The sequence below is a fragment of the Paenibacillus sp. MER TA 81-3 genome (genome assembly GCF_023713585.1).
GTDB lineage: Bacteria > Bacillota > Bacilli > Paenibacillales > Paenibacillaceae > Paenibacillus_B > Paenibacillus_B profundus.
Map to the genome: position 1 here is coordinate 140,881 of NZ_JAMAWB010000003.1, position 20,800 is coordinate 161,680.

At 44.4% G+C, this 20,800-nt stretch carries 18 protein-coding genes; 3 read left to right on the forward strand and 15 right to left on the reverse strand.

Features of this window, described 5'->3' with window-relative positions; genetic code table 11:
- Nucleotides 1-8: 8 nt before the first annotated feature.
- From M3650_RS05135 to M3650_RS05150, 4 genes are all read right to left on the reverse strand, one after another.
- A complete protein-coding gene (locus M3650_RS05135) occupies nt 9-794 on the reverse strand; it encodes a DUF4367 domain-containing protein (protein WP_251572960.1) in 786 nt (261 codons plus the stop codon).
- A gap of 124 nt (nt 795-918) precedes the next feature.
- Nucleotides 919-1,731, reverse strand: coding sequence for a hypothetical protein (locus M3650_RS05140; RefSeq protein WP_251572962.1), 813 nt, complete (start codon nt 1,729-1,731; stop codon nt 919-921).
- A 227-nt stretch (nt 1,732-1,958) separates the two neighbouring features.
- Nucleotides 1,959-3,839, reverse strand: a complete 1,881-nt coding sequence (locus M3650_RS05145) for a M56 family metallopeptidase (protein WP_251572964.1) — start codon at nt 3,837-3,839, stop codon at nt 1,959-1,961.
- On the reverse strand, nt 3,839-4,246 hold the full coding sequence (locus tag M3650_RS05150; protein WP_233698351.1) for a BlaI/MecI/CopY family transcriptional regulator: 408 nt from the start codon (nt 4,244-4,246) through the stop codon (nt 3,839-3,841). The genes M3650_RS05145 and M3650_RS05150 overlap by 1 nt, the downstream gene beginning before the upstream one ends.
- Nucleotides 4,247-5,034: 788 nt before the next feature.
- Here M3650_RS05150 and M3650_RS05155 point away from each other — a divergent pair.
- The 3 genes from M3650_RS05155 to M3650_RS31805 all read left to right on the forward strand — a co-directional run bounded on the left by M3650_RS05155 (nt 5,035) and on the right by M3650_RS31805 (nt 6,166).
- The gene (locus M3650_RS05155) at nt 5,035-5,280 is read left to right on the forward strand and encodes a helix-turn-helix domain-containing protein (protein WP_251572966.1); all 246 of its coding nucleotides are present in this window, start codon (nt 5,035-5,037) and stop codon (nt 5,278-5,280) included.
- Between the two features lie 116 nt (nt 5,281-5,396).
- On the forward strand, nt 5,397-5,885 hold the full coding sequence (locus M3650_RS05160) for a hypothetical protein (RefSeq protein WP_251572968.1): 489 nt from the start codon (nt 5,397-5,399) through the stop codon (nt 5,883-5,885).
- A 152-nt stretch (nt 5,886-6,037) separates the two neighbouring features.
- Complete coding sequence (locus tag M3650_RS31805; RefSeq protein ID WP_285848320.1) at nt 6,038-6,166, forward strand: hypothetical protein; 129 nt, start codon at nt 6,038-6,040, stop codon at nt 6,164-6,166.
- A 179-nt stretch (nt 6,167-6,345) separates the two neighbouring features.
- Here M3650_RS31805 and M3650_RS31810 read toward each other — a convergent pair whose 3' ends face one another.
- From M3650_RS31810 to M3650_RS05210, 11 genes are all read right to left on the reverse strand, one after another.
- On the reverse strand, nt 6,346-6,495 hold the full coding sequence (locus M3650_RS31810) for a DUF2268 domain-containing putative Zn-dependent protease (RefSeq protein ID WP_311295024.1): 150 nt from the start codon (nt 6,493-6,495) through the stop codon (nt 6,346-6,348).
- 127 nt (nt 6,496-6,622) lie between these two features.
- Nucleotides 6,623-6,835, reverse strand: a complete 213-nt coding sequence (locus M3650_RS05165; RefSeq protein ID WP_251572970.1) for a hypothetical protein — start codon at nt 6,833-6,835, stop codon at nt 6,623-6,625.
- Between the two features lie 313 nt (nt 6,836-7,148).
- Complete coding sequence (locus M3650_RS05170) at nt 7,149-7,430, reverse strand: hypothetical protein (protein ID WP_251572972.1); 282 nt, start codon at nt 7,428-7,430, stop codon at nt 7,149-7,151.
- 188 nt (nt 7,431-7,618) lie between these two features.
- Nucleotides 7,619-8,146, reverse strand: a complete 528-nt coding sequence (locus M3650_RS05175) for a CPBP family glutamic-type intramembrane protease (protein WP_369011096.1) — start codon at nt 8,144-8,146, stop codon at nt 7,619-7,621.
- An 832-nt stretch (nt 8,147-8,978) separates the two neighbouring features.
- Entirely contained in the window at nt 8,979-9,293 is a 315-nt protein-coding gene (locus M3650_RS05180) for a hypothetical protein (protein WP_251572975.1), read from the reverse strand.
- A 611-nt stretch (nt 9,294-9,904) separates the two neighbouring features.
- Entirely contained in the window at nt 9,905-11,188 is a 1,284-nt protein-coding gene (locus tag M3650_RS05185; protein WP_251572977.1) for a helix-turn-helix domain-containing protein, read from the reverse strand.
- 433 nt (nt 11,189-11,621) lie between these two features.
- Entirely contained in the window at nt 11,622-16,181 is a 4,560-nt protein-coding gene (locus M3650_RS05190; RefSeq protein WP_251572979.1) for a discoidin domain-containing protein, read from the reverse strand.
- A gap of 237 nt (nt 16,182-16,418) precedes the next feature.
- Nucleotides 16,419-17,114 carry a stalk domain-containing protein gene (locus tag M3650_RS05195; protein WP_251572981.1) on the reverse strand — a complete coding sequence of 232 codons (696 nt, stop codon included), beginning with the start codon at nt 17,112-17,114 and terminating at the stop codon, nt 16,419-16,421.
- 59 nt (nt 17,115-17,173) lie between these two features.
- Nucleotides 17,174-18,484: an alpha/beta hydrolase gene (locus M3650_RS05200; RefSeq protein WP_311295025.1), complete on the reverse strand. Its 1,311-nt coding sequence runs from the start codon at nt 18,482-18,484 to the stop codon at nt 17,174-17,176.
- A 10-nt stretch (nt 18,485-18,494) separates the two neighbouring features.
- Nucleotides 18,495-19,847: an alpha/beta hydrolase gene (locus M3650_RS05205; protein WP_251572986.1), complete on the reverse strand. Its 1,353-nt coding sequence runs from the start codon at nt 19,845-19,847 to the stop codon at nt 18,495-18,497.
- A gap of 25 nt (nt 19,848-19,872) precedes the next feature.
- Entirely contained in the window at nt 19,873-20,787 is a 915-nt protein-coding gene (locus M3650_RS05210) for a LacI family DNA-binding transcriptional regulator (RefSeq protein WP_233698344.1), read from the reverse strand.
- Nucleotides 20,788-20,800 lie beyond the last annotated feature (13 nt).

Genomic DNA, 20,800 nt, shown 5'->3' on the forward strand with positions numbered 1-20,800 from the left:
AGTGCTTCCTATCTTTTTACTGCCGTTTTCGCTAGCTTGATCAGCTCTTCCTTCGTCAACGGATTGCCCGGATTGGTTACAATTTGAAAAGACTTACCATTTTCAAACCAACTAAGATAATTTCTTCCTTCGTGCTTCGGATCTTCCTTTTCCTTGTCTTTAGCGGATGTATAGGTGTATTCCTTTTCTTTCCTCTTCTTATCTTTTAAATCTTCCTCGTCAAAATGAAAACTCTGAAATGAGATAAAGTCTTCTCCTTTCGTGTACGTTAACCCGATGTGGTGGCTTTTTGTTACGTTCATCTTCTTGGAATATATTTGTTTGCCTAGCTTTTTAGCCTCGGCTTTCACTGCTGCAAAATCCTTAGGAGTGAACACGAAATAAATATTCGCTTTGCTTAAGGTATAGCCCTCCGGCAAGTCAGTTGGCTGCTGCAGAACCGCCTCTTTCAAGGTCGATGCTCTTTTGAGGTAAGCCTCATATGTATCGAAGCTTGGAGGTGAGCCTCCCATGAGAAAAACTTCCCTGCCGCCTTTTTCTTTCTTTAATTCATTGCTGACATATAACATGTACGTATCATCCGGATTTTCTTTCATCAACTTGATTATTTTATCCTTCTCTTCTTTTTCTAACCTTTCCCCTTCACTTATCGCCTTAGGTTTAGCGGCTGCCGTCTTCAAGGCGATGTCGCTTGAAGCATGGGATGGGGCGGCTTTTACCGTTAGGTTCACCGAAGAACCCAACAATAAAATACTACTCAGTGCTGTGATTGCTACTTTTGATGCTGCTTTCATGTTATAGCGCTCCTCTCATTTTGAGTTTACCCTCATAAACTACAAATGTAGTTTATGAGGGTAAACTTGGCTCATGTATTCTATTTAAGCTGCATAGGCTTGTACAATAATTCCGTCTACAAATCTATTTTTTTACTGCCGTTTTCGCCAGCTTGATCAGGTCTTCTTCCGTCAACGGATTACCCTTATTGGTTACGATTTGAAAAGCTTTTTCACCTTCTTCCCAGCTAAGATAATTTCTTCCTTCGTGCTTCGGATCTTCCTTTTCCCTGTCTTTAGCGGATATATAGTTGTATTCCTTTTCTTTCCTCTTCTTATCTTTTAAATCTTCCTCGTCAAAATGAAAACTCTGAATTGAGATAAAGTCTTCTCCTTTCGTGTACGTTAACCCGATGTGGTGGCTTTTTGTTACGTTCATCTTCTTGGAATATATTTGTTTGCCTAGCTTTTTAGCCTCGGCTTTTATTGCTGCTAAATCCTTGGGAGTAAACACAGAATAAATATCCGCTTTACTTAAGCTATAACCCTCCGGCAAATCAGCCGGTTGCTGCGGCACCGCCTCTTTCAAGGCCGATGCTCTTTTGATGTAAGCCTCATAGGTATCAAAGCTTTGAGATCGGGGGCTTCCCATAAAAGAAACTTCTGAAAAAGAAATCCACCCTTCCGGAATACTGCTTTCTTCCTTCTTTAATTCATTGCTGACATATAAAATGTACGAATCATTCGGATTTTCTTCCAGCAATTTGTTAATCTTATCCTTCTCTGCTTCTACTAACTTTTCACCTTCACTTGACGCCTCCTGTTTAGCAGCTGTCGTCTTCAAGATGATGTCGCTTGAAGCACGGGATGGGGCCGCCTCTGCCGTTAGGTTCATCGAAGAACCCAGTAATAAAATACTGCTTAATGCTGTGATTGCTACTTTTGATGCTGCTTTCATTTTGTAGTACTCCTCTCATTTTTGATTTCAACCAATAAACTACAACTGTAGTTTACTAATATACTACATCTGTAGTTTATAAATGTCAACATCATTGATGTAAAAATTTTTTCACAAAAAGATAGCCCATGCATTCTATTTCAGACTGCATGGGCTTGTACGCAAGAACTAAGACGAATCCATATAATATTCTCATCATTTCTACAACAAACATTCCGTTTACAAAGCTATTTTTTTACTCCCGTTTTCGCTAGCTTGATCAGGTCTTCTTCCGTCAACGGATTACCCTTATTGGTTACGATTTGGAAAACTTTTTCACCTCTTTCCCAGCTAAGATAGTTTCTTCCTTCGTGCTTCGGATCTTCCTTTTCCCTGTCTTTAGCGGATATATAGTTGTATTCCTTTTCTTTCCTCTTCTTATCTTTTAAATCTTCCTCGTCAAAATGAAAACTCTGAATTGAGATAAAGTCTTCTCCTTTCGTGTACGTTAACCCGATGTGGTGGCTTTTTGTCACGTTAATTTTCTTGGAATATATCAGTTTGTCCAATTTTTTAGCCTCGGCTTTCACTGGTGCAAAATCCTTAGAAGTGAACACGAAATAAATATTTGCTTTGCTTAAGGTATAGCCCTCCGGCAAGTCGGCTGGTTGCTGCGGCACCGCCTCTTTCAAGGTCGATGCTCTTTTGAGGTAACCCTCATAGGTATCGAAGCCTGGAGGCGAGCCTCCCATGAGAGAAACTTCTCGACCTCCTTTTCCTTCCTTTAATTCATTACTGACATATACGATATACGTATCATCCGGATTTTTTTCAAGCAATTTGGCGATTCTCTCTTTCTCCGCTTTCTCCAGCTTCTCCCCTTCACCTTCAGCTTTTGGTTTAGTTGCCGCCGTTTTCAAGGCAATCTCGTTGACAGCAGGGGATGGGGCGGCATCAACATCGTTTCCCTTCGCATTTACCAGCGTCACGCTGCCAAGTGCAATAATAATCGCCATCCCCAACATGGACAAATGATAGGATTTTTTATGAAATCGCTTGATCATTAACAATCTTTTTTTCATTTGTTTATGTGTCGCGGACAATCCGGCAAGCCCTGGCTGATGTTGTTTGCCTGACAAATGAAAATGCTCTAGCACATGGATGATGGTCTGCCCGTATGTATGGTTATGCTGTAGAGGTGGCTGTAAACTCAACCGATCCAGCACGCATGCATCGCAGGCCATCTCCTGATCCTGCCTTGCTTTATGTACGGCAAGCCACAACAATGGATTAAACCAATGGAGAATGAGCAGAATGTGCATCGTCCAATTCACCGCCACATCCCGTCGCTGTATGTGCCCAAATTCGTGCGCCAAAATACACCGAAGCTGATCCTCTCGCAGCGTGACGAGCAGACTCGGCGAAATAACGATCGCAGGCTTGCGAAAACCGACTACAGCAGGTCCGGGGATGCGCTCGCTGGCTATGAACCGCACTTCACCCTTCACGCCCATTAGCAGCTTCGTCTCATGAAACACTTCCGATAAAAAAGGCGTTTCAATACATCGACCTGCACGGAGAGCTTGTTTCAATCGTAGCTGGTCGTATACCGTCTTCGCCGCAAAAAGCAGGACACCCAATAGCCAAACCGACATCAGCATATTGGTGAAGCCCATTTGCTTGAACCCACTCCACCAGAAGCGTATGTCCCATACAGTACCAGATTCATGAGACGAATCCGATACTTCTGTACTCCCTCTTAAAAGGTTGCTTTCCTCCAAATCAGTAGAATTCTCTGCTTGAGCTGCCGCTTCGCTCTTTTCCCCTGACCCTTTCCACAAGTTGTGCCAAGCTGATGGAAGTTGAGCTTGTGATTGTGGTTGACTAACGGGGACTATGGCCTCCAATGAAAAAACATTGTATAGGCTAAGTGAAGATTCCGGCGCCCAAGGTAGCAACAGACGAATCGCTACAGGTACCCAAAGCAGATACTTCCACCTGACTTCAAGCTTGTTTTTCAATAACAATTGCAGGATAAGAACCAGTAAGATCAGGATACTGGCCATAAAGGACCCGCGGAGCACCCAGCCGAAAAACGATAATAAACATTCATGCAGTGTTGGACTCATTAGCTATCTCTCTTTTCCGGTTCGTCACCGCGGTTATCATCAAATAAAGCCTTGAGATCCTCGATTTCCTGCGCATTCAGCTTTTTATCCTGTAAAAAGTTGGCCAACATTGGCTTCAATGCTCCGCCATACAGTTTTTTCATAAAGGATTTGGTTTCGGACCGCAGGTACTCCTGCTCGCTGATGATCGGATAAAATAATTGGGTGCGCTTCGAACCCTTTTCCAGCTTCGCACCCGCCGCTTCCTTCTGCACCAGACGACTAAGGAGCGTCCGAGTCGTATTCGGACTCCACCCCATTCGATCCATCATTTTTTTTACGACCTCACTCGAAGGGCAATTCGGATTTGTCCACAAGACGCGCATAATTTCCAGCTCTGCATCCGTAATGGGCGGTATTTGATTCATGCATGAAACCTCCAAAATTAATTTAACAAAACTACGTATGTAGTTATAAATCATGCTACAACTGTAGTTTGGTAAAGTCAACATGTTCGGTAGAGAAAAATTTTCTCGTTTTTGTTACATGCAAAAATGATTCGCCCCGCCTGCGGGAATGATGATCTACAAAAGAACCCATACAATCCTGTTTCTAGATCTGTACGAGTCTGTCCGCAAGACCTATAGCTGGATCAAAATGTTATTTTTTTCACCGCATCTTTCAGAATTTCGATCTTCTGTTCCCTGGTCATATCCGATGAGGTTGAAATACTGTATTCCAATTTGTCGCCATCATGCCAAAAAACGTATTTTGGAAAGATATGCGCCGTTAGGTCATCGTCAAAGAAACCTTTCTTCTTACTTCCCTCTGGAAAATCGCGAGAAAGAAATATGATTACAAGTCAAAAAGTATAGATAATTTAGGTTTACAATCCTACATGTTAACTACATAAAACAACTTGGAAAAATATTAGATAGTCACAATATAATTGACTTATAACCAAAACTAGTTGCATTCCCTTTTTTTGAACCTAAACTAATTGCATAATCCTATCAAAACGAATAATCGATTTTTTATGCAACTACTTTTGGTTCAATAATAATTCAGTTCAGACAATTGAACAAAAAGTAATTTCATAAATTATTTTGCAAGACTTCTGTATGTTATAACGGTAATTCTCCGATCCTGATGCCTACTTGCGGACTCTTTAGAGCTATTAAATTTAGTGATGAATTTATAAGGAGGATACAAGAATATGATGTATGACTATAATGTAGCTCAGACGATGCTTCGTCAGGAGTTACAAGAGGAACTTAGCAAGAGGGGGTGGAAACAAAAAGACCTAGCGGAAGCAACAGACATCGAGAACTCATCGATTAGCAACATATTCAATGCTAAACAGTCTATTATGCTGCCACAACTTCATGCAATTAATCAAGCTTTTGGACTACTAACCACTCTTTCTATAAAGATTTTTTCGGGGAATGCTGCAACGAATTAGGGCGTTTGAAGCCTGACAAGACGAGTGACTTCATTCTTAATTGTATTGCTATCGAGCAGTACGATATAGTTAAGAAGATCGTTCAGATATTAAATGAAGAGACCAGCCGTGCAAAGATGATTGAAATTACGTTCAAGATAGCCGAGCACATTTTCCAATCAAGTACACGCAACTACTCACTTCCCTTCTATGACATCGTTATTCGCAACGGATATAACAGAAGTGAAAAGCTGGCCGTCTCCTTTTTTAGAAGATTTTTAATTCTACGCGACTTAGACCCCACCGGAGCTGGGTATGAAGCTTTGCATCAGCTTGTGGAATATCTGCCATTGTTACCTGATGATTTAAGGTATGATGCATATTACAGAATTTTGACCTTCTATTGTGTGCTTGAGAATTGGCCTAAATTGCTCGCTTATGCTAACGAATTGAAGGAAATGGCCATCGCTGAAGGGCAAAATGAGTATGTGGCTGAAGGATGGTTGTATCAGTCATCCGCTTATATAGGTATGAAAAACTTTGAAGACGCTTTAATAGCTACAAGGCAGTATGCTGTATATGGAGACCATTACGCTACGTTGTCTAAGTATAATGAGCTCTTTTGAATATAATGCAATATCTCTAGAATTAGCACTCACTCTAAAAAACATGCAACGTGCAGGAAAAGCAGTATCTACATTTCATGATTATGGACTCTTTGCATCGGTAGAGCAAAAAAGTCAATTCATGAATATCCTTTCGAAAGAGGTGAAGTCGGATGAAGAAAGCATTGATTGCTATGTTAATGACTCTTTCCTTATTTGGTTCTATAGGAATGTCTTCGGAAATGGAATTAAGTGACATTGGAACTGGATGGTCAACAAGTGTCATAGGAGAAGCATGGTAATCTATGTTGAGTATCTACGTAGTGATAATCTAATTACTTTTGTAATGGAGTACAGGGTGGACAGTGAAAAAGAGCATCAAGTGTTTATCCTGCTAAAGGATGGCCCCTGAATTCATCAGGGGTCATCTTATTTGTGTAATTTCGGTACCCTGATCATATATTCTCCCAACGTCACATCGCTATGACCTCCAATCAAAGTACGAGAAGCGCAAGTTATGATGAAATTCGTGAGCAACCAAAGCAGGAAGTCGCTTGAGGTTATACTCATTCGGATACAAATATAGGAATATAACCAGGAATGCCGCCAAAGCCGGAATAACCATAATCATGCTTTAATTTTTCTGGAAATCCGGAGTTGCATCACTTCTGCATAGTGAAGGCAATCCTGCAACGATCTCTTCACCGTATCTTGCAACTTGGCTTGCTCTTAACTTGTCCAATGCCGTTAACCTCATTCTACGCTAGAAGGCCAAGCATCTCGCAGGCCATGATAACATCATATCCGCCCTCAACCGCTGGCTTTATCGGCACTTGGATCGTACTCCACATCGCCTCAAATGGCCCCATCATCTCATAGCGGAAGTAATTGCTACGCTTCTCCACAGGAAGCTGATAAAGCTGCTCATATTTCCTTATCGTGTCTGTCCATTGAATATCATCTGCTACCACCTCATCCTAATGCATCTTAGATAATTCTCTTGATCAAGTACACTTTAAGGTATCATGTAACGTGAGTGTCACATAATTTTTCTATACTCCAACACCTTAATACCGGATAATGATTGTCGGACTACATCTATACAACCAGGAATGTAGATGCTTCAACGTACCTACACGACCTATAACAAGCAGACCCCTGGCACGCAAAAAAGACCGCCGGAAAAATAATCCTTAGCGGTCTGACGATTCAACATTTATTCGTATCTTTCGTTACGGCGGCTTTCACAAATCCGATTGTCTTTTGCTCATTTTCATTTATCGTTCAGGTTATGATGTTACATACAAACACAAGCACGATGACGACCAATCCAAAAGAGATAGTACCTGCAACCTTAGCAGGGTGAGTTAGTTTGTAGCTGTTAAACGGAGTTATTCGATTTACAATGAACCCAAACAAAAAGGTACCTAATAATAGGATAAGACCACTTAAAATTTTATTATCCATTGAATTAGCAAAACCCCAGACATGATCAACAAAAAGAACCCATAGATAACCTAAAAAGGCATGTATAAAGATTGAAAGCGCCCATTCTTTATTTTTCATAAACATCCCGTGCCCCTCGGCTTCCTCATAGTAAGTTCCGTCCTGACATTCCCAATCGCCAGGCGTCACTGTATCTCAAATATAAACAAAACAGGCACACAGAAATAACAATTGGTACCAGCCAATACTTTCTCTCGGAATAAGATTGATATTGCTCGTTGGAGTGGTGACGCACCCGCTCAATCTTATCAATCTTCCGCAGCAGGAACCAGCAAATATACAGCGCGGGGATGGACGCTGCTCCTAGTAGACCACAGCTCCACCAGCCGATATGGATTGTTGTAAAAGAGGGCGAACCATTTCCCCTTTTGTTCGTATCCAGTCAATAGCACCCCTCTGAACAACAGTTCCTCACATATCGGCGGAATTACACCAATCGCTACGATGAGCAAAGCTAGGGACATGATGTCAGTTGCTATCGGATAAATCGATACCTGATACGTTCTCCCAAGAGCTGCTGATACGATTTCGGTCGCTTGATGAATAAACAACATGAAAATCTGACTGAGCGCATATATCAGTATACTTAGCAGCATCGTTCGCCAAGTCACCTTACGGAACTTGAATACGGACACCCACGAAAGCTTTTTGTTGCTCGTTAATACAACAGAAGGAATCACATTCAATCCGATTTGTGCGAACGCTACATAGAGTAGAAAAAAACCTAAGGTAGCGTATAGCTGCTGTTTATCTGGAAATATAAAGGTAGACAGCACAGGAATCAAGCAACAGCCAGCCCGCATGTATTGCATTCATTCCTTTAGTCATTCTTCTCTCCCTCAACTCGTCACGAAACCCCAAGTTCTTTGTCTATCCGCTGTATCGCACGCTTGGACTTGAGCAAGGCTGTGGACAGTAGAATAACGATGCCCGATGCGATAGGAGTCCAAGTCCAACTAACTAGCCGGTATTCAATTAACGTTCGTGTTTATTCGAAATTTTTTAGATATCCAGTTCTTGGTCTAACAACTTCGTCGGCAGTGAGACCTTTATCAACCGCAGTTCTCAAAAGTTGCTATCTTAATCCGCGAATTTTGACAACAGTGCATCTAGTGACGCGTCATAGTTGGATACAATAGAACTCACCTCCGCATAACAACTTAACTTATAGCGGCAGGTCTACTACCAGTTGCAATAAGTATATAATTCGTTTCGGTGAATACAAAAATTAGGTTTTAAAGAAACAAAATGTAAAAAGAACACCCGAAGGCGTTCTTTTTATGGATTTGATCTTAATGCTGTATTATTTTTGCATCTTTTTTCTGTAAATCCATTGTTGTCGAGAAAGACCAATAAATATGATTGTAAAGAGTACAGATTGAATCCAATTATCGCTATTCTTGAAAATAGTGTTGTAATACGATGTCAGAACACCTAATGCCACAAGCCCCAAGAAAACATAATTCCTTACCAAAATGTTCTTTCTAAAGATGAAGTGAATTCCTAGAACGACGATTAATGTGTACAGAGTAAGAAAAGAAATGGTGATTAATAACGCTTCGATTTGACTGAGTTCCATAACTCTCCTCCTCTACGTTTGAATTGCGCTTACGAGTTTGTTGTAACCTCATAGTAAATGACTGGCAACCAATGAATGTTAAGCGTTATGCCATTCCCGCGGTTCTTGTAATCAAAATCATTAGCGATTGAGTTTCCTGCCCGCCCCCAAAAAGCGCCTGTTACGGATGCAAGCCATCCTCCCGGAATAAATGCAGTAATAGCGGCAAGTAAAGCTGCTGTATTACCTGATTGTCTCATTGCATGAGCATGTACCTTTGTTTCGGAATCACTGAAGGTAATAGCAACTCCCCACCAATATGCATTGCTTGAAAGGTTAGTTTGGAATCCACTTTGCTCTGGCACTCTGACTTGCCCATTCTCTACAATAATATAACCTTGGCTAACTGCGTCATTGAGGTTGTTGATCCCTTTTTCGTAGTGAGCATATATGTCAGCCCCAATACATTTTTAGCATTAGAATCAATGCTAAATTTGTCTTTACCAACTGCAATATAGTTGTTCATAATTGGAACTGCATTAATGACTCGTTTTGAAAAATCGTCTTTATTGGCGAAGATTACTCTTGTACATGAGTCGGACTTTGCATCACGATTACTATATGTGCAACATTGATGTAATGATACATCATCTATTTCTAAGGTGATTTAAAAGAGTACCCTTACATTTTGAATACAACCATTTTTCATTATATATGTAAAAATATATTTCATCGTGTCAAAATCATGTGAATCTAAAAGTAACATAACAAATATGATATGTTTCATATATTCTAGAAAATAGTTAAAAAAAGAAACGGTGAAATAAAAAAGAAGCACCTTTAAGGTGCTACTACTACTGTTACTACCAAGGGTGAATACTCCCAGAGTCACCAGAGAAAGACGCCGCCGTTGTTACAAATATAACTGCGTAAAGAAGGGATTTAAAATATAGTTTTTTGATTAAGTTCTTCATGCTTAACCCTCCATTTCTTTAGCGCTTTTAATGTAGTAAGTGCTTAACTTTTCAAATGTAGGCTGCGGGGAGACATTATGCTCTAAGTGGATACGCATAACCGTGCTAAGGCAATCTTTTTCTTTGAATGTATCGTTGACTTTGGAGTAGTATGAAGCCCCATCCACCATATGAGCTATGCATTTTTCATAGTCCTCTAATGCTAAATAGCATTCCCCTTTAACTTGGAGGTAGTCGGCATATCTAGAACAAATTAGAGGGTTGCTCTTGTCTAGTACGGATGGGTTTATTTTGCTAGTTTCTAGTTGATCTTTCGCGCTTTTAAGATCGTTTTGCTTTAAGTACAATTGAAGGAGCTGTCTGGTTGCAGGTATGGAGGAAACTTCACTACAAGTCTCAAGGAATGTTAAGAGCTGTTCAATGGCTTGCTCGACATTACCCTTCTTGGCATTCAATAGTGCGTCCATTAGAACACTATTCTCTCTGGTATGTGGGTGATTGAATTGCTTGTACTGTGTAGAATACAATTCAGCCTCTTTGTATTCCCCAGTACTAAAATGCGCATCTCTGAGGACTCCTATCGCATTTACTTTGTAGGGGCTTTCGCCGTTGTCTTCCATAATTACTCTCGTGCAGTGGTCAATGCTTTCACTATATAACCTCAAATTGTAAGCATGAATCCCTAATTTGTAGTGTAACTCAATCTGTTCATTTTGTGGCAAGAAATCGACGTAATGAAGAACATACTTTCCGCTGTAGTAGGTTTCTTTCAATTTACTAAAATCATTACGTTCAACAAGGTATCGTTGGTACATACCTTTTGCAATGAATGGCATGATTCCATGCGCACGCGCGTAGTCAATGATGAGGTTAAACAAAGATAATTGAATGGAGGTGTCCTCGATGGAGTCAATCGTTCGATAAAGCTTTTCTGTTAAATCTAAGCTGTCTTCATTCGATGATTCAAGGTACTTGGTTGCAACCTTTCGAATTAACTCGACATCACTGCATTGACGGATTGTTGCCTGATAGATGCGCATTAAATGTTCTGATCTTTTTTCGACTTCAACGTAATAATCGATCAGTGTTTCAAAGGATATCTTCAACGCCGTTGCCAGTGGATGTACGGTCTGAAATTCTGGTCGTTTGACATCACCATTCTCAATTCTTGATATCGTCCCTTTAGGAATGCCTGACAACTCAGATAACTGTGTTAGTGTTATATCTAGTGAGCGTCTTGTATCACGTATGAGTTCCCCGATTGTTTTAACGACTGCTACTTCCAATATCAGCCCTCCTTATCTTTATTGACCACCTATATTTTACCACCACTTTCACGAAGAGTAAACATTTCTTAACTCATTATCCATTTTGTGAAAATGTCAACATCAAAAAAAGACGAACACTCAAAAAGTGTTTCGTCCTTTCTGCAACTTATTCATGGTTTGTCTATACTTACGTTTCGCTATAACAGTCACTATAACAACATTACCATTATCTTTACCATTTAACATTATAGCTTGGTAGCATACTCGATACGAAAAACCATACCGTTCAGGACTTCCTCAGCGATCAGAGAAAGATCGAACTTTGAATGTCTCTCTCCATCCGGCAGGGAACAACCTGTGGCGCCAGATGTTTCCAGTGGAAGAGACCTAGCGACAGCAAGCCCGCATCCATGAGGACACGGGCTTTGCAATTGCTATCAATGCAATGGTCTCACCGTTCCGCCGCTTTTATCATGACCGCAGCCGATTCCGCCCGGGTTGCCGTCTCATGCGGCGCGAACTTGCCGCTGCCCCGGCCGCCAACAATTCCCACTTTGACCGCCGCAGCGACAGCGCCTCGTGCCCACTCCGGAATATCCCGGTCATCTGCAAAAGCTGTGGCCGCCTCATTCTCCGCGCTCAGCTTCAGCGCCCGCGCGATGATGACCGTCATCTCCTGACGCTTGATAGACGCATTAGGACGGAACGTGCCATCCGCGAAGCCGTTCACGATGCCCGCCTCGACCGCTTGGGCAATCGCCTTGCTCGACCATGCTCCAATGCTCGCTGCATCCTTATACTTCAGCTCCACGCCATCGTTCTGCCAATGCATCGCCCTGGCCAGCATGACGATGAATTCCGCTCTCGTGACCGCAACATCGGGCTGGAAGGATCCGTCCGGGTAACCGCCGACGATCCCCTTCCGCGCCGCAGCGCGTATGCCCTGTTCCGCCCAATGACCGCTTATGTCCGTATAGGCCGCCACGTCATCCGCATCATCCGTATCATCCGCCACGGCAAATACGGCAAATATCCCGAGCTTCTTAACCTCAGCGGTAATGAAATGTCCGCTTACGCTGCCTCCTGCCTCGCTCCACGCTTTGTTCGCTTCATCATATTGGAACAACGACGCCTTGTGAGCCGGTCCGAGCTTGCCGGCATCGAATGCCATCGTAACCGCCACCGGCTTAGCGAAGGCGCGTCCGTCATACAGCGCCTCGTACACTTCACTGGCGAGCATCGCCTTGTCACTGACAACAGAGGACGGATTGGACACTTGCCGCAACGTCAGCCGCAGTTCTTCGTCCGTGGCGCCGGCAGGAATGGATATGCTGAATTGATTGCCTATTCCGAATGTCCCGGACTGCCCCGCTTTCAGCGTCAGCTGCCCTTCTTTCTCCACAGCCGGGGCCGTCGAAGTCACACCGCCGCCGCTGCTGCCTCCTGTGCTTCCACTGCCTCCATGGCCCCCGCCGCCGTTGTTGCCCGGAACGACCGAGTCCTTCCATTGTTGAATCAGATCCTTGATTGGTTGAACCGGACGGGTCGCGTCATTCGGATAACGATTCAGAACCTGCAGCAACAGCGCTCTTAATCGGCTGCTTCCGTTATATTTCAGCAGAGCTTCTTCCATTTCCTTAATTGCTTGCTGGTACTCCTTCACCTCATCCGGCTGATACACTTCGAACTCGAAGAAGGAGTAACCAAAGACAGTCGCCCGCTTCACACCTTGGAATTTGACATATCGCGCAACCTTCGGATCGAATGTAATGATGTCCAAGTTGCCTTTGGAAGTGATGACTCCGCCATCACCGGACACATTCGTCCAGTTCTGCTTGTCATCAGACACGAGCAGCTGATATTTCTCTGCACCTGCTTGCCACTTGATAATGACTTTGTTGATTTCTTTCGACTCACCCAAGTCAACCATAAACCACGCATCGTCCACATAAGCGCTGGACCATCTGGAGCTTATGGATACAACTCCATCTACCGCCATGTCAGATGAATAATATGGGAACTCAGTCGCGGAAGACTCCGTCGCTTTATGAAGCGCCACATTATCACTGCTAAGCAGCTCAATCGGTTTATTGTATATCATGACATTATCCAGAACACCCTTGAATGCGTTCGTATCGCTGCCGATCTTGAGCGTTGGCAGCACCAGCGTCTGCAGATGAGGATAAGTGTTCTCAAGCCGCTCCACGTACTCATCCACATTGACGAACAGCGTAACGCCTTTACTGTCACCCCGCAGGAAGATATGCGTCCACTTGTCTTCCGGAACGACGTAATTGAATGTGCTGTCATAGTGTTCCTTCGTAAATCCAAGCTTGCCCGTCTTGCCCTGCTTGAGCTTCAACTTTCCTGCAGGAGACTCCATTAGCACAGCGTCATCCGGATTGTTCTTGTCCGGCTTCACCCACATCGAGAGGGTCCAGCCGAATCCGAGCGCCACGATCGGTGTCTCAATGTAGCTCTTCCCTCCGTTCAAGCGAACACCCTTGTCGTATTTCCCTTCTGTCATTTCAACGTTGACGCCCTCACCGTCAAATCCGTTGCCTGATTGATCCTTGAATTGATCTTCGAACAAATATTGAATGACACGATTCTCTTCATTATCTACGACGATCTTATGCGATAAATTCGCATTCGGCGCATCGCCAATGGCCTCCGCCCGCTTCACATACCGCTCGAAAGACTTGTCGTCTCTCGTGCCGGTCCACATCTTCTCCGACACGACTTGGATCCCAGGCAGCAACCGCTCATGCGAGTCGTCCATCGATAAGCCATTGGCATCAGACACATCGTTCCATAAGGCGAACATGCCTCCTTTCACGCGCGGGTGGCCGAATGGCAGCGTCGCAGTCTCCCATTTGATCGGCTCCCATTCATTGTACAGGAACTGGGAATTCAAGTACTCCCCATACAATGTAGGTACGATATACAGGAATACATTCTGAACGTTAAGAACGTCGAAGCCGAGATCTACCGCCTGCTGCGGCGCGCCATAAGGCTCATACCAGATGTCCATCGTAGCTTCATTACTTACCGGTGCCGATCCGTTGTATTCCGTCAATCCGCCCCATAAATGCGGGTGCTTGCCTTTGCCGTTAATATGCTTCACGAGTGTATCCATGTACCGCCGGAAAATTTCAACATCCGGTCCCCAATATTCATCCGTACCAATGTGCACTTCAGGCCCGACGAAGGTCGGATCACTTCCATCCAAGTATTCATCGAACAATTTCTTCACAAAAGCAACGGTTTCCGGTTTGGAAATGTCTAAGGAGCGTTCGTTCCCAAGTGCAGGATCATAGGAGGTAAATGCGCGGGAATGCCCTGGCGTATCAATTTCCGGAATGACGTTGACACCATAATCCATGCCTAGAAGCTGAAGGTCTTTGAATTCCTGCTTCGTATAATAACCGTTCGGGCTGGCCAGTCCCGGATATGTGGTGCTCTCCAGCCGGTAAGCTGCCGTCGTTCCATCTGCAAACGGCGTGCCGACATCATCGTTCAAATGAATTTGGAACATGTTCATTTTGTACCAAGACATCAGCTTTACGTAGCTTCTAAGGAAATTTATCGTATAGAACTTGCGAGCGACATCGATCATCAGTCCGCGCTTCTCGTACTTCGGATAGTCTCTCGCTTCCCCCTGAGGGATGGTTCGATCCTTGTTCTGCTTGATGATCTGAAGCGCTGTTCTCGTACCGAAGAAAGCCCCCTTCGCTGACACCGAGGTAATCGACACATACTCGCCTGCCTCAAACACATTGCCTTCCTCACCAAGCCACGTTAGTGACGGGTCTATCAACAAGTACAGATCTCCACGCTGCGGTTGCCCATAGACAATCTCAAGCTCGTATCCCGTAAGATCCAACAGATCCTCGCGTGTCAATTCGGCTGCCTTGCGCAGCGCTGACTCGTCCTGCGGGTTCACGACAATGCGCGAAGATTCGGTCAGTGTATAATTGCCGGAGCCCCCATACCATTCTCTCAAGGATGGAATGACGTCCGGCTCTGCATTTCGTTCTGAGGTCTGCTTGTACTGCCCTGGAACCGTCACGGCGATATTTCCCGACAGGAGCTTCCGATTCGAATCGTTTACATCCTCTACCTGAACGAGAAGATTCACCTTGGCATCCACCAACGGCGTGCGAATGTTGCCCTCTCGATCAATGACAGGCAATCGGTCACTGCCGTACACGCCCACGCGGTACCCCTTCGGCACTTCAGCCGCAGACCAATCCAGCTTCGTCTGACCGGCATGCACCGTCAATGTTGCTGCTATTTTGTCTACGATGGATTGCAAGTCATTCAATTGATACACCTCAAATTCATAAAAGGAGTAGCCATACAGTATGCCATCGACAGGTGCCCGCTTCACGCCCTGGAATTTCACATATCTGGCTTGACGCGGAGTGAAATCAATGATCTCGATCCCTCCATTGCATTGGATCATGCCATCATTGTCCTTCACATTCGACCACTGCACCCCGTCATCAGATACGAGTATCTTGTATGTATCGGCCCGTGTCTGCCATCGAATGACGACGCGATCAACAGCCTTCCGCTCTCCAAGGTCAACATAGAACCATTGATCATCTTGCTTCGCAGAAGACCATCTCGTATTGGGCTTTCCATCTACGGCTAATTCAGGATTAAGATAATCCACTTCATTGCCAGAAGCAAAGACCGGCTTGTTCAAGGCTAGATTCGTCCCGCTGAACGCAGCGGATGCATCATCTGGAGAGTCGCTCGGGAGCATATTGCCATCTTTGTCATAGACGGCATCCGTGACGCTTGGCGGCGGCCCATCCTGAACATCTGGGACTGCTACTGCAGGAGGCGTGTCCTCCTGCCTTGATGCGGCATCTTCCGCTGCATCTTGCACACTGGAATTCGCCAGCGCTGTCATCGGCTGGGCAAAGGTCAAGGTCGTCGTCATTGCAACCATTAGACTGAGCAGCAACGAAATCGCTTTCAATTGTATCGTCTTCTTCATAGTCCCTCCATATCATCTTGTTATCGGTTTGGTTGAGTACAAGTTTTTGGTCCTTCACCCCCTTTTTTTAATCCTATAATTTCCAGAACACTGCTGCAACACAAAAGAGGCATGAGCAAAAAGTTTACACTTTTCACTCATGCCCCGCTCGGGTAACACGTAAAAGGTAGATATCCCATCTTATTCAGGGTGATGCTCAATTATGAAAGAGAAGCCGAAAAAACGCAGTTCCTTTTTTTAGAGAGTGCGGAATTTCAGATCTTTGCAGTCAATGTAAAACTTAAAGGTTCTCTTTTCCTTTTTTCCATTTACGGAAAGACTCAACGTCAAGTTTTTAACATCACGGTCCTCCAAGCCTTGATTGCTTACCCAGCCATGTTTTTCCTTCTTGGGCTTGATGGACCCGTCTTCAAAGTCGGGATTTGCCGGAGAAATCCCCACCGTTTCATACGATTTACCCTCGATGCTATAGTTTGCTCCTACCTCGGTATTGCCTAATACAGGTGTAATATTTTCATCAGCCGTGTTGTTTTTGATTGTAATTTCGAAGTCCGTTTTCCCCTCTGTGAGCCTTACCGAATGAACCGTAACCTCTACATCCTTTACGGTTTGTGTAATAGGCAATTTTCGGAAGTCAAACTTCGTATCGGTACTGCCGGAAGAGGTACTTTCTTTCTGCTCATCCTTCTTTTTAGAAGTCAGCTTGATGTCGCCATTTTCAAAGGCAACGCGATATCCAATCGCATCGGCCAGTTCCCGAACCGGAAGATAGAGGTTTCCCTCGATGGACACGGGCTTGTCGCTCAGCGCTTTCTCTTGTCCGTTAATGTAAATTTTATGTTCTTCGACTTTGGCCGTAAAGTTCGATGCAGCGAATGCAATTCCTGAGAAAAAGATCGCGCCGCATATGAATCCAGTAACTAGTTTCTTCATTGTTATCTTTCCTTCCAATATACAAAATCTTTGGGGTTACGTTAACCCGATGCTATCATCTAAGACCAACGCTCTACGCAAATTTCGAGTTTTGAGTCAACTAACGCTTTATATCGGCGCTCCACCGTGTTCCCCGCTGCATCGACCTCGACGATTCCATCCTCGCGGCTGACCTGGAATACCCATTCCGTATGCAGCGGGATTTGCAGCCGATTGGAATACGTGTGGTTGCTCGGGTTGTAGTTCAAAGGAAACCACGCATACAGCTTGATATCTTCAGGCGTATTCGGCGGGACATGAACGACGATATCGAGCGTTATATGTGCTTTGATTTCCGAGATGACACGAATCGTTATCGCAGCTTCCAAGCCGTCGTATTGAACCGTTACCTTGGTTTCCCCCTCTTGTAAGGGGATAATAGTTCCATCGTCCCGAACTTCTGCGATGCGCTCGTCCTCTACTTGATAAGCCGTTCTTAATAGAGACAGCTTGAACCCCGTATCGAACTCCACAATTGGATTCAATCGGCATGGAGGACCCACGATTCCAACCTCTTCACTGCCGTGCAGAGTCATTGAACAGGCCTTGCCCTTATTTCCAAAAAAGTGGATGAGCGGCGCAGCCACTCTTGCCGCCCAGTCTTTTTCCACATGAGCAGCTTCAGGTTCATAGAGATAGACAAGCTCGTCGTCTGCTTCATAACCTAAGTTCAGAAGCTTCTCGGCCACTTCCCGCACATGCTTTTCCATCACCAACAGTCCTTCACTGCTGCCCAGATCCATCCATATTTTAGCGATAGGCTGTTTTGCAGCGAAAGAGTGGTACATTGGCACTTCTTCCTGAGTCGTTGGGTCCACGCAATAAAAATACGGGGAAACGATGCCAAGCATGCTGAACACGTCGGGACGGCGCAATCCAATATGGTACGTGACTTGTCCCCCTCGTGAGGAACCCATTAAAGCGGTATGCTCCGGCTCTGTTTTCGTACGAAACACAGCATCGATATAAGGCTTCACTTCATCGATGATAAATTGCTCATACCGCTCCCCTCGCGGCCGAATCGGAACTTTATCGGCTTGATGGAGAATGCCCTCCATGTCATGGGTGAATTCATCGGCCCGCTCCTGCCCCATATTGGGAATGCCGACTACAATGATTTCTTCGATGATCTGATCGGCAATCAGCTGATCGACGGCGACATGCACATTCCATGAATAACCGTTGAAGGCTGGATGAAAAATATTTTGCCCATCATGCATGTACAATACCGGATACCGCTTGCTCTTGTCATGATGATATCCGGGAGGAAGATATACGAATAGTTCCCGCTTGTTATCCAGATAGCCGGAGTGAAAATTTTCAATTCTCAATATGCTTGACCTATGCTTCATATTCATCACCTTTACTCACCATGAAATCCACCCAATTCTCGACTTCGTAATGCAAGACCAATCCATCCGCGACCGTAAATTTGCGATAAGGCACTTCCTGGCCATGACGATCGGTTTCATGCTTGCCTAAGCCTCGGGAAATTCGAAATTCAAAGGACATATCCCGCGGCACCTCAAACGTTCCCCCATAAAGCCCTTCATCAATCATCGGCAATTCGATACCGGCATAGAGCCTATCTGTTCGAGGCGTAAATTCCGGGACCTTAACGAAGACCTTCACTGTGGCCGTATCGGAAATATACGGAACTACGGTGACGTCCACACGAGCTGTTACATGATGATTGTCATAGGATACAGTTGTCTTCCCTGCTTCCTTCGGAATTAGTGTTCCGTCTGCTGTTACCGCTAAAACATCGGAATCGGCCACTTTATACGTTGCGTTTATATCCGTCATGACGAAGCCGCTATCAAAATGAACAACCGGGTTCAACGTCCGCTTGGGCCCCTGTATACCTATTGTCTCAGGCCCACGCAGTTCTACATGAACAGGCTTGCCGATATCTCCGAAAAAGTAAAGAAGAGGCGCGTGTACCCTGGCCGCCCAATCTTTCTGCGAATGACCGGAGCCGACTGCATAGTAGTACATCAAATCATTCCCCGGCTCATAGCCGATTTTGATGAGCACATCCACCACTTGCCGCACATGCTTTTCCATGACCGTAAAGCCTTCGGAATCTCCTACATCCATCCAAATTTTGAGATCCTTCTTCTCCGTATAGACGTTGCTTAACCATCTATCTTCCATCGTGTCCGGGTTCACACTTACAAAGAAAGGACATAGCGCTCCTATCATGCCAAATGTATCGGATTGACGGAAACCGATATTATAAGATACTAATCCGCCAGCAGATGATCCCATCAAGGCCGTATGTTCTTTGCCCGTTAAGGTCCGGTATTCCCGATCGATAAAGGGCTTGACTTCATGAACGAGAAATTGTTCATACAGTTCGCCTTGATTGGCCGTATGGAACACATTGTGTCCATCTGGATTCGCATGCATATATTCCGCAATCCTCGCATCTTCCACATGGGAAATCGCGACAACAATAATCTCTTTCATCTTTCCTTCAGACACCAATTGGTCTACCGCTTTATGAACGTCCCAGGATTCTCCCTTATGATCCGCACAGAAAACATGCTGACCATCATGCATATAGAGGACAGGATAACGCTGCTGTTCATTCATTTCATAGCTAGGGGGCAAGTAAATAAACATATCTCTCGTATTATCAAGGATGCTTGAATAAAACTGGTTGATTTCGATTAACCGTGCTGAACCCACTAGACATTCTCCTCATACCAAATAATTACGAGGAGACCGACAATAATATAAACTTCTCCTCGTTTGCGTATTCCACATCATGAATGTAACTGTCCATCAAATGTACAATTGCCGTGTAATCACTCATATCGAATGACACCTTCGCCATATCTTCACTCAGAATTTCCGGACAATGGCACGTACACCATGCAATGATATTCTGATTGGTTTTGGCTGCCTCATTGGCGACAAATTCGTTCATAACGATACCGGGGCGCCCGTCAAATTGTGCTGAAAAAGCGCGCATGCCGCTTAGACTCTCATAAACATAAATCCGCTCCTCGGACAAACCCGATGCCTGCTTGATTGCATCCATCCATTTTTCATTGTTGTATGAATCCATAATAAGAAATTGCGGATCCTCACCGAGCAATGTGTGAGAGAATTGAAAGCTTGCTTCAATGTTTGGCATAATCTTGTGAAAGAGCGAATCTTCGATATAACTGTCTATGACAAATACGGGAATGCCGAACCCGAAATAAGGAGTAATCGTTGAGAATCGCGCTTGGTCCACATTAATTAAAAACACGCCATCCAAATTTCTCTCCATAATGACCTTATAAGATGGAGCCGTGCTGTCGATCTGCATCAAGATGACATGGTAGCCTAGCGCGCTGCATAGCTGCTCAATTCTGTATATCGTTTTGGCATATTTCAAATCAGACCAAGGACTTGGCTTGTTGTCTTTAAATAATAAAATGCCGATTAATCCGGTCTTTTTGATTTTTAAAGATTGAGCCGTCCGATTGGTTACATACTTAAGCTGCTGTGCCACTTTAAGAACTTTCACACGTGTTTCATCGGAAATGGATTGCGTCTTCACATCGTTTAAAATATAGGATACCGTGGCTATGGATACACCAGCTTCTTTGGCGATATCTTTAATCGTCGTTTTTTTCATATTTATCCGACCT

Excerpts from the sequence above, each read along its gene's own strand:
- M3650_RS05210 (WP_233698344.1), bottom strand. The coding sequence starts at position 20,787 with ATGAAAAAAACGACGATTAAAGATATCGCCAAAGAAGCTGGTGTATCC.
- M3650_RS05170 (WP_251572972.1), bottom strand. The coding sequence starts at position 7,430 with ATGAAAAATAAAGAATGGGCGCTTTCAATCTTTATACATGCCTTTTTA.
- M3650_RS05195 (WP_251572981.1), bottom strand. The coding sequence starts at position 17,114 with ATGAAGAAACTAGTTACTGGATTCATATGCGGCGCGATCTTTTTCTCA.
- M3650_RS05190 (WP_251572979.1), bottom strand. The coding sequence starts at position 16,181 with ATGAAGAAGACGATACAATTGAAAGCGATTTCGTTGCTGCTCAGTCTA.
- M3650_RS05140 (WP_251572962.1), bottom strand. The coding sequence starts at position 1,731 with ATGAAAGCAGCATCAAAAGTAGCAATCACAGCATTAAGCAGTATTTTA.
- M3650_RS31810 (WP_311295024.1), bottom strand. The coding sequence starts at position 6,495 with ATGATTATGGTTATTCCGGCTTTGGCGGCATTCCTGGTTATATTCCTA.
- M3650_RS05150 (WP_233698351.1), bottom strand. The coding sequence starts at position 4,246 with ATGAATCAAATACCGCCCATTACGGATGCAGAGCTGGAAATTATGCGC.
- M3650_RS05155 (WP_251572966.1), top strand. The coding sequence starts at position 5,035 with ATGATGTATGACTATAATGTAGCTCAGACGATGCTTCGTCAGGAGTTA.
- M3650_RS31805 (WP_285848320.1), top strand. The coding sequence starts at position 6,038 with ATGAAGAAAGCATTGATTGCTATGTTAATGACTCTTTCCTTATTTGGT.
- M3650_RS05145 (WP_251572964.1), bottom strand. The coding sequence starts at position 3,839 with ATGAGTCCAACACTGCATGAATGTTTATTATCGTTTTTCGGCTGGGTG.
- M3650_RS05135 (WP_251572960.1), bottom strand. The coding sequence starts at position 794 with ATGAAAGCAGCATCAAAAGTAGCAATCACAGCACTGAGTAGTATTTTA.
- M3650_RS05160 (WP_251572968.1), top strand. The coding sequence starts at position 5,397 with ATGATTGAAATTACGTTCAAGATAGCCGAGCACATTTTCCAATCAAGT.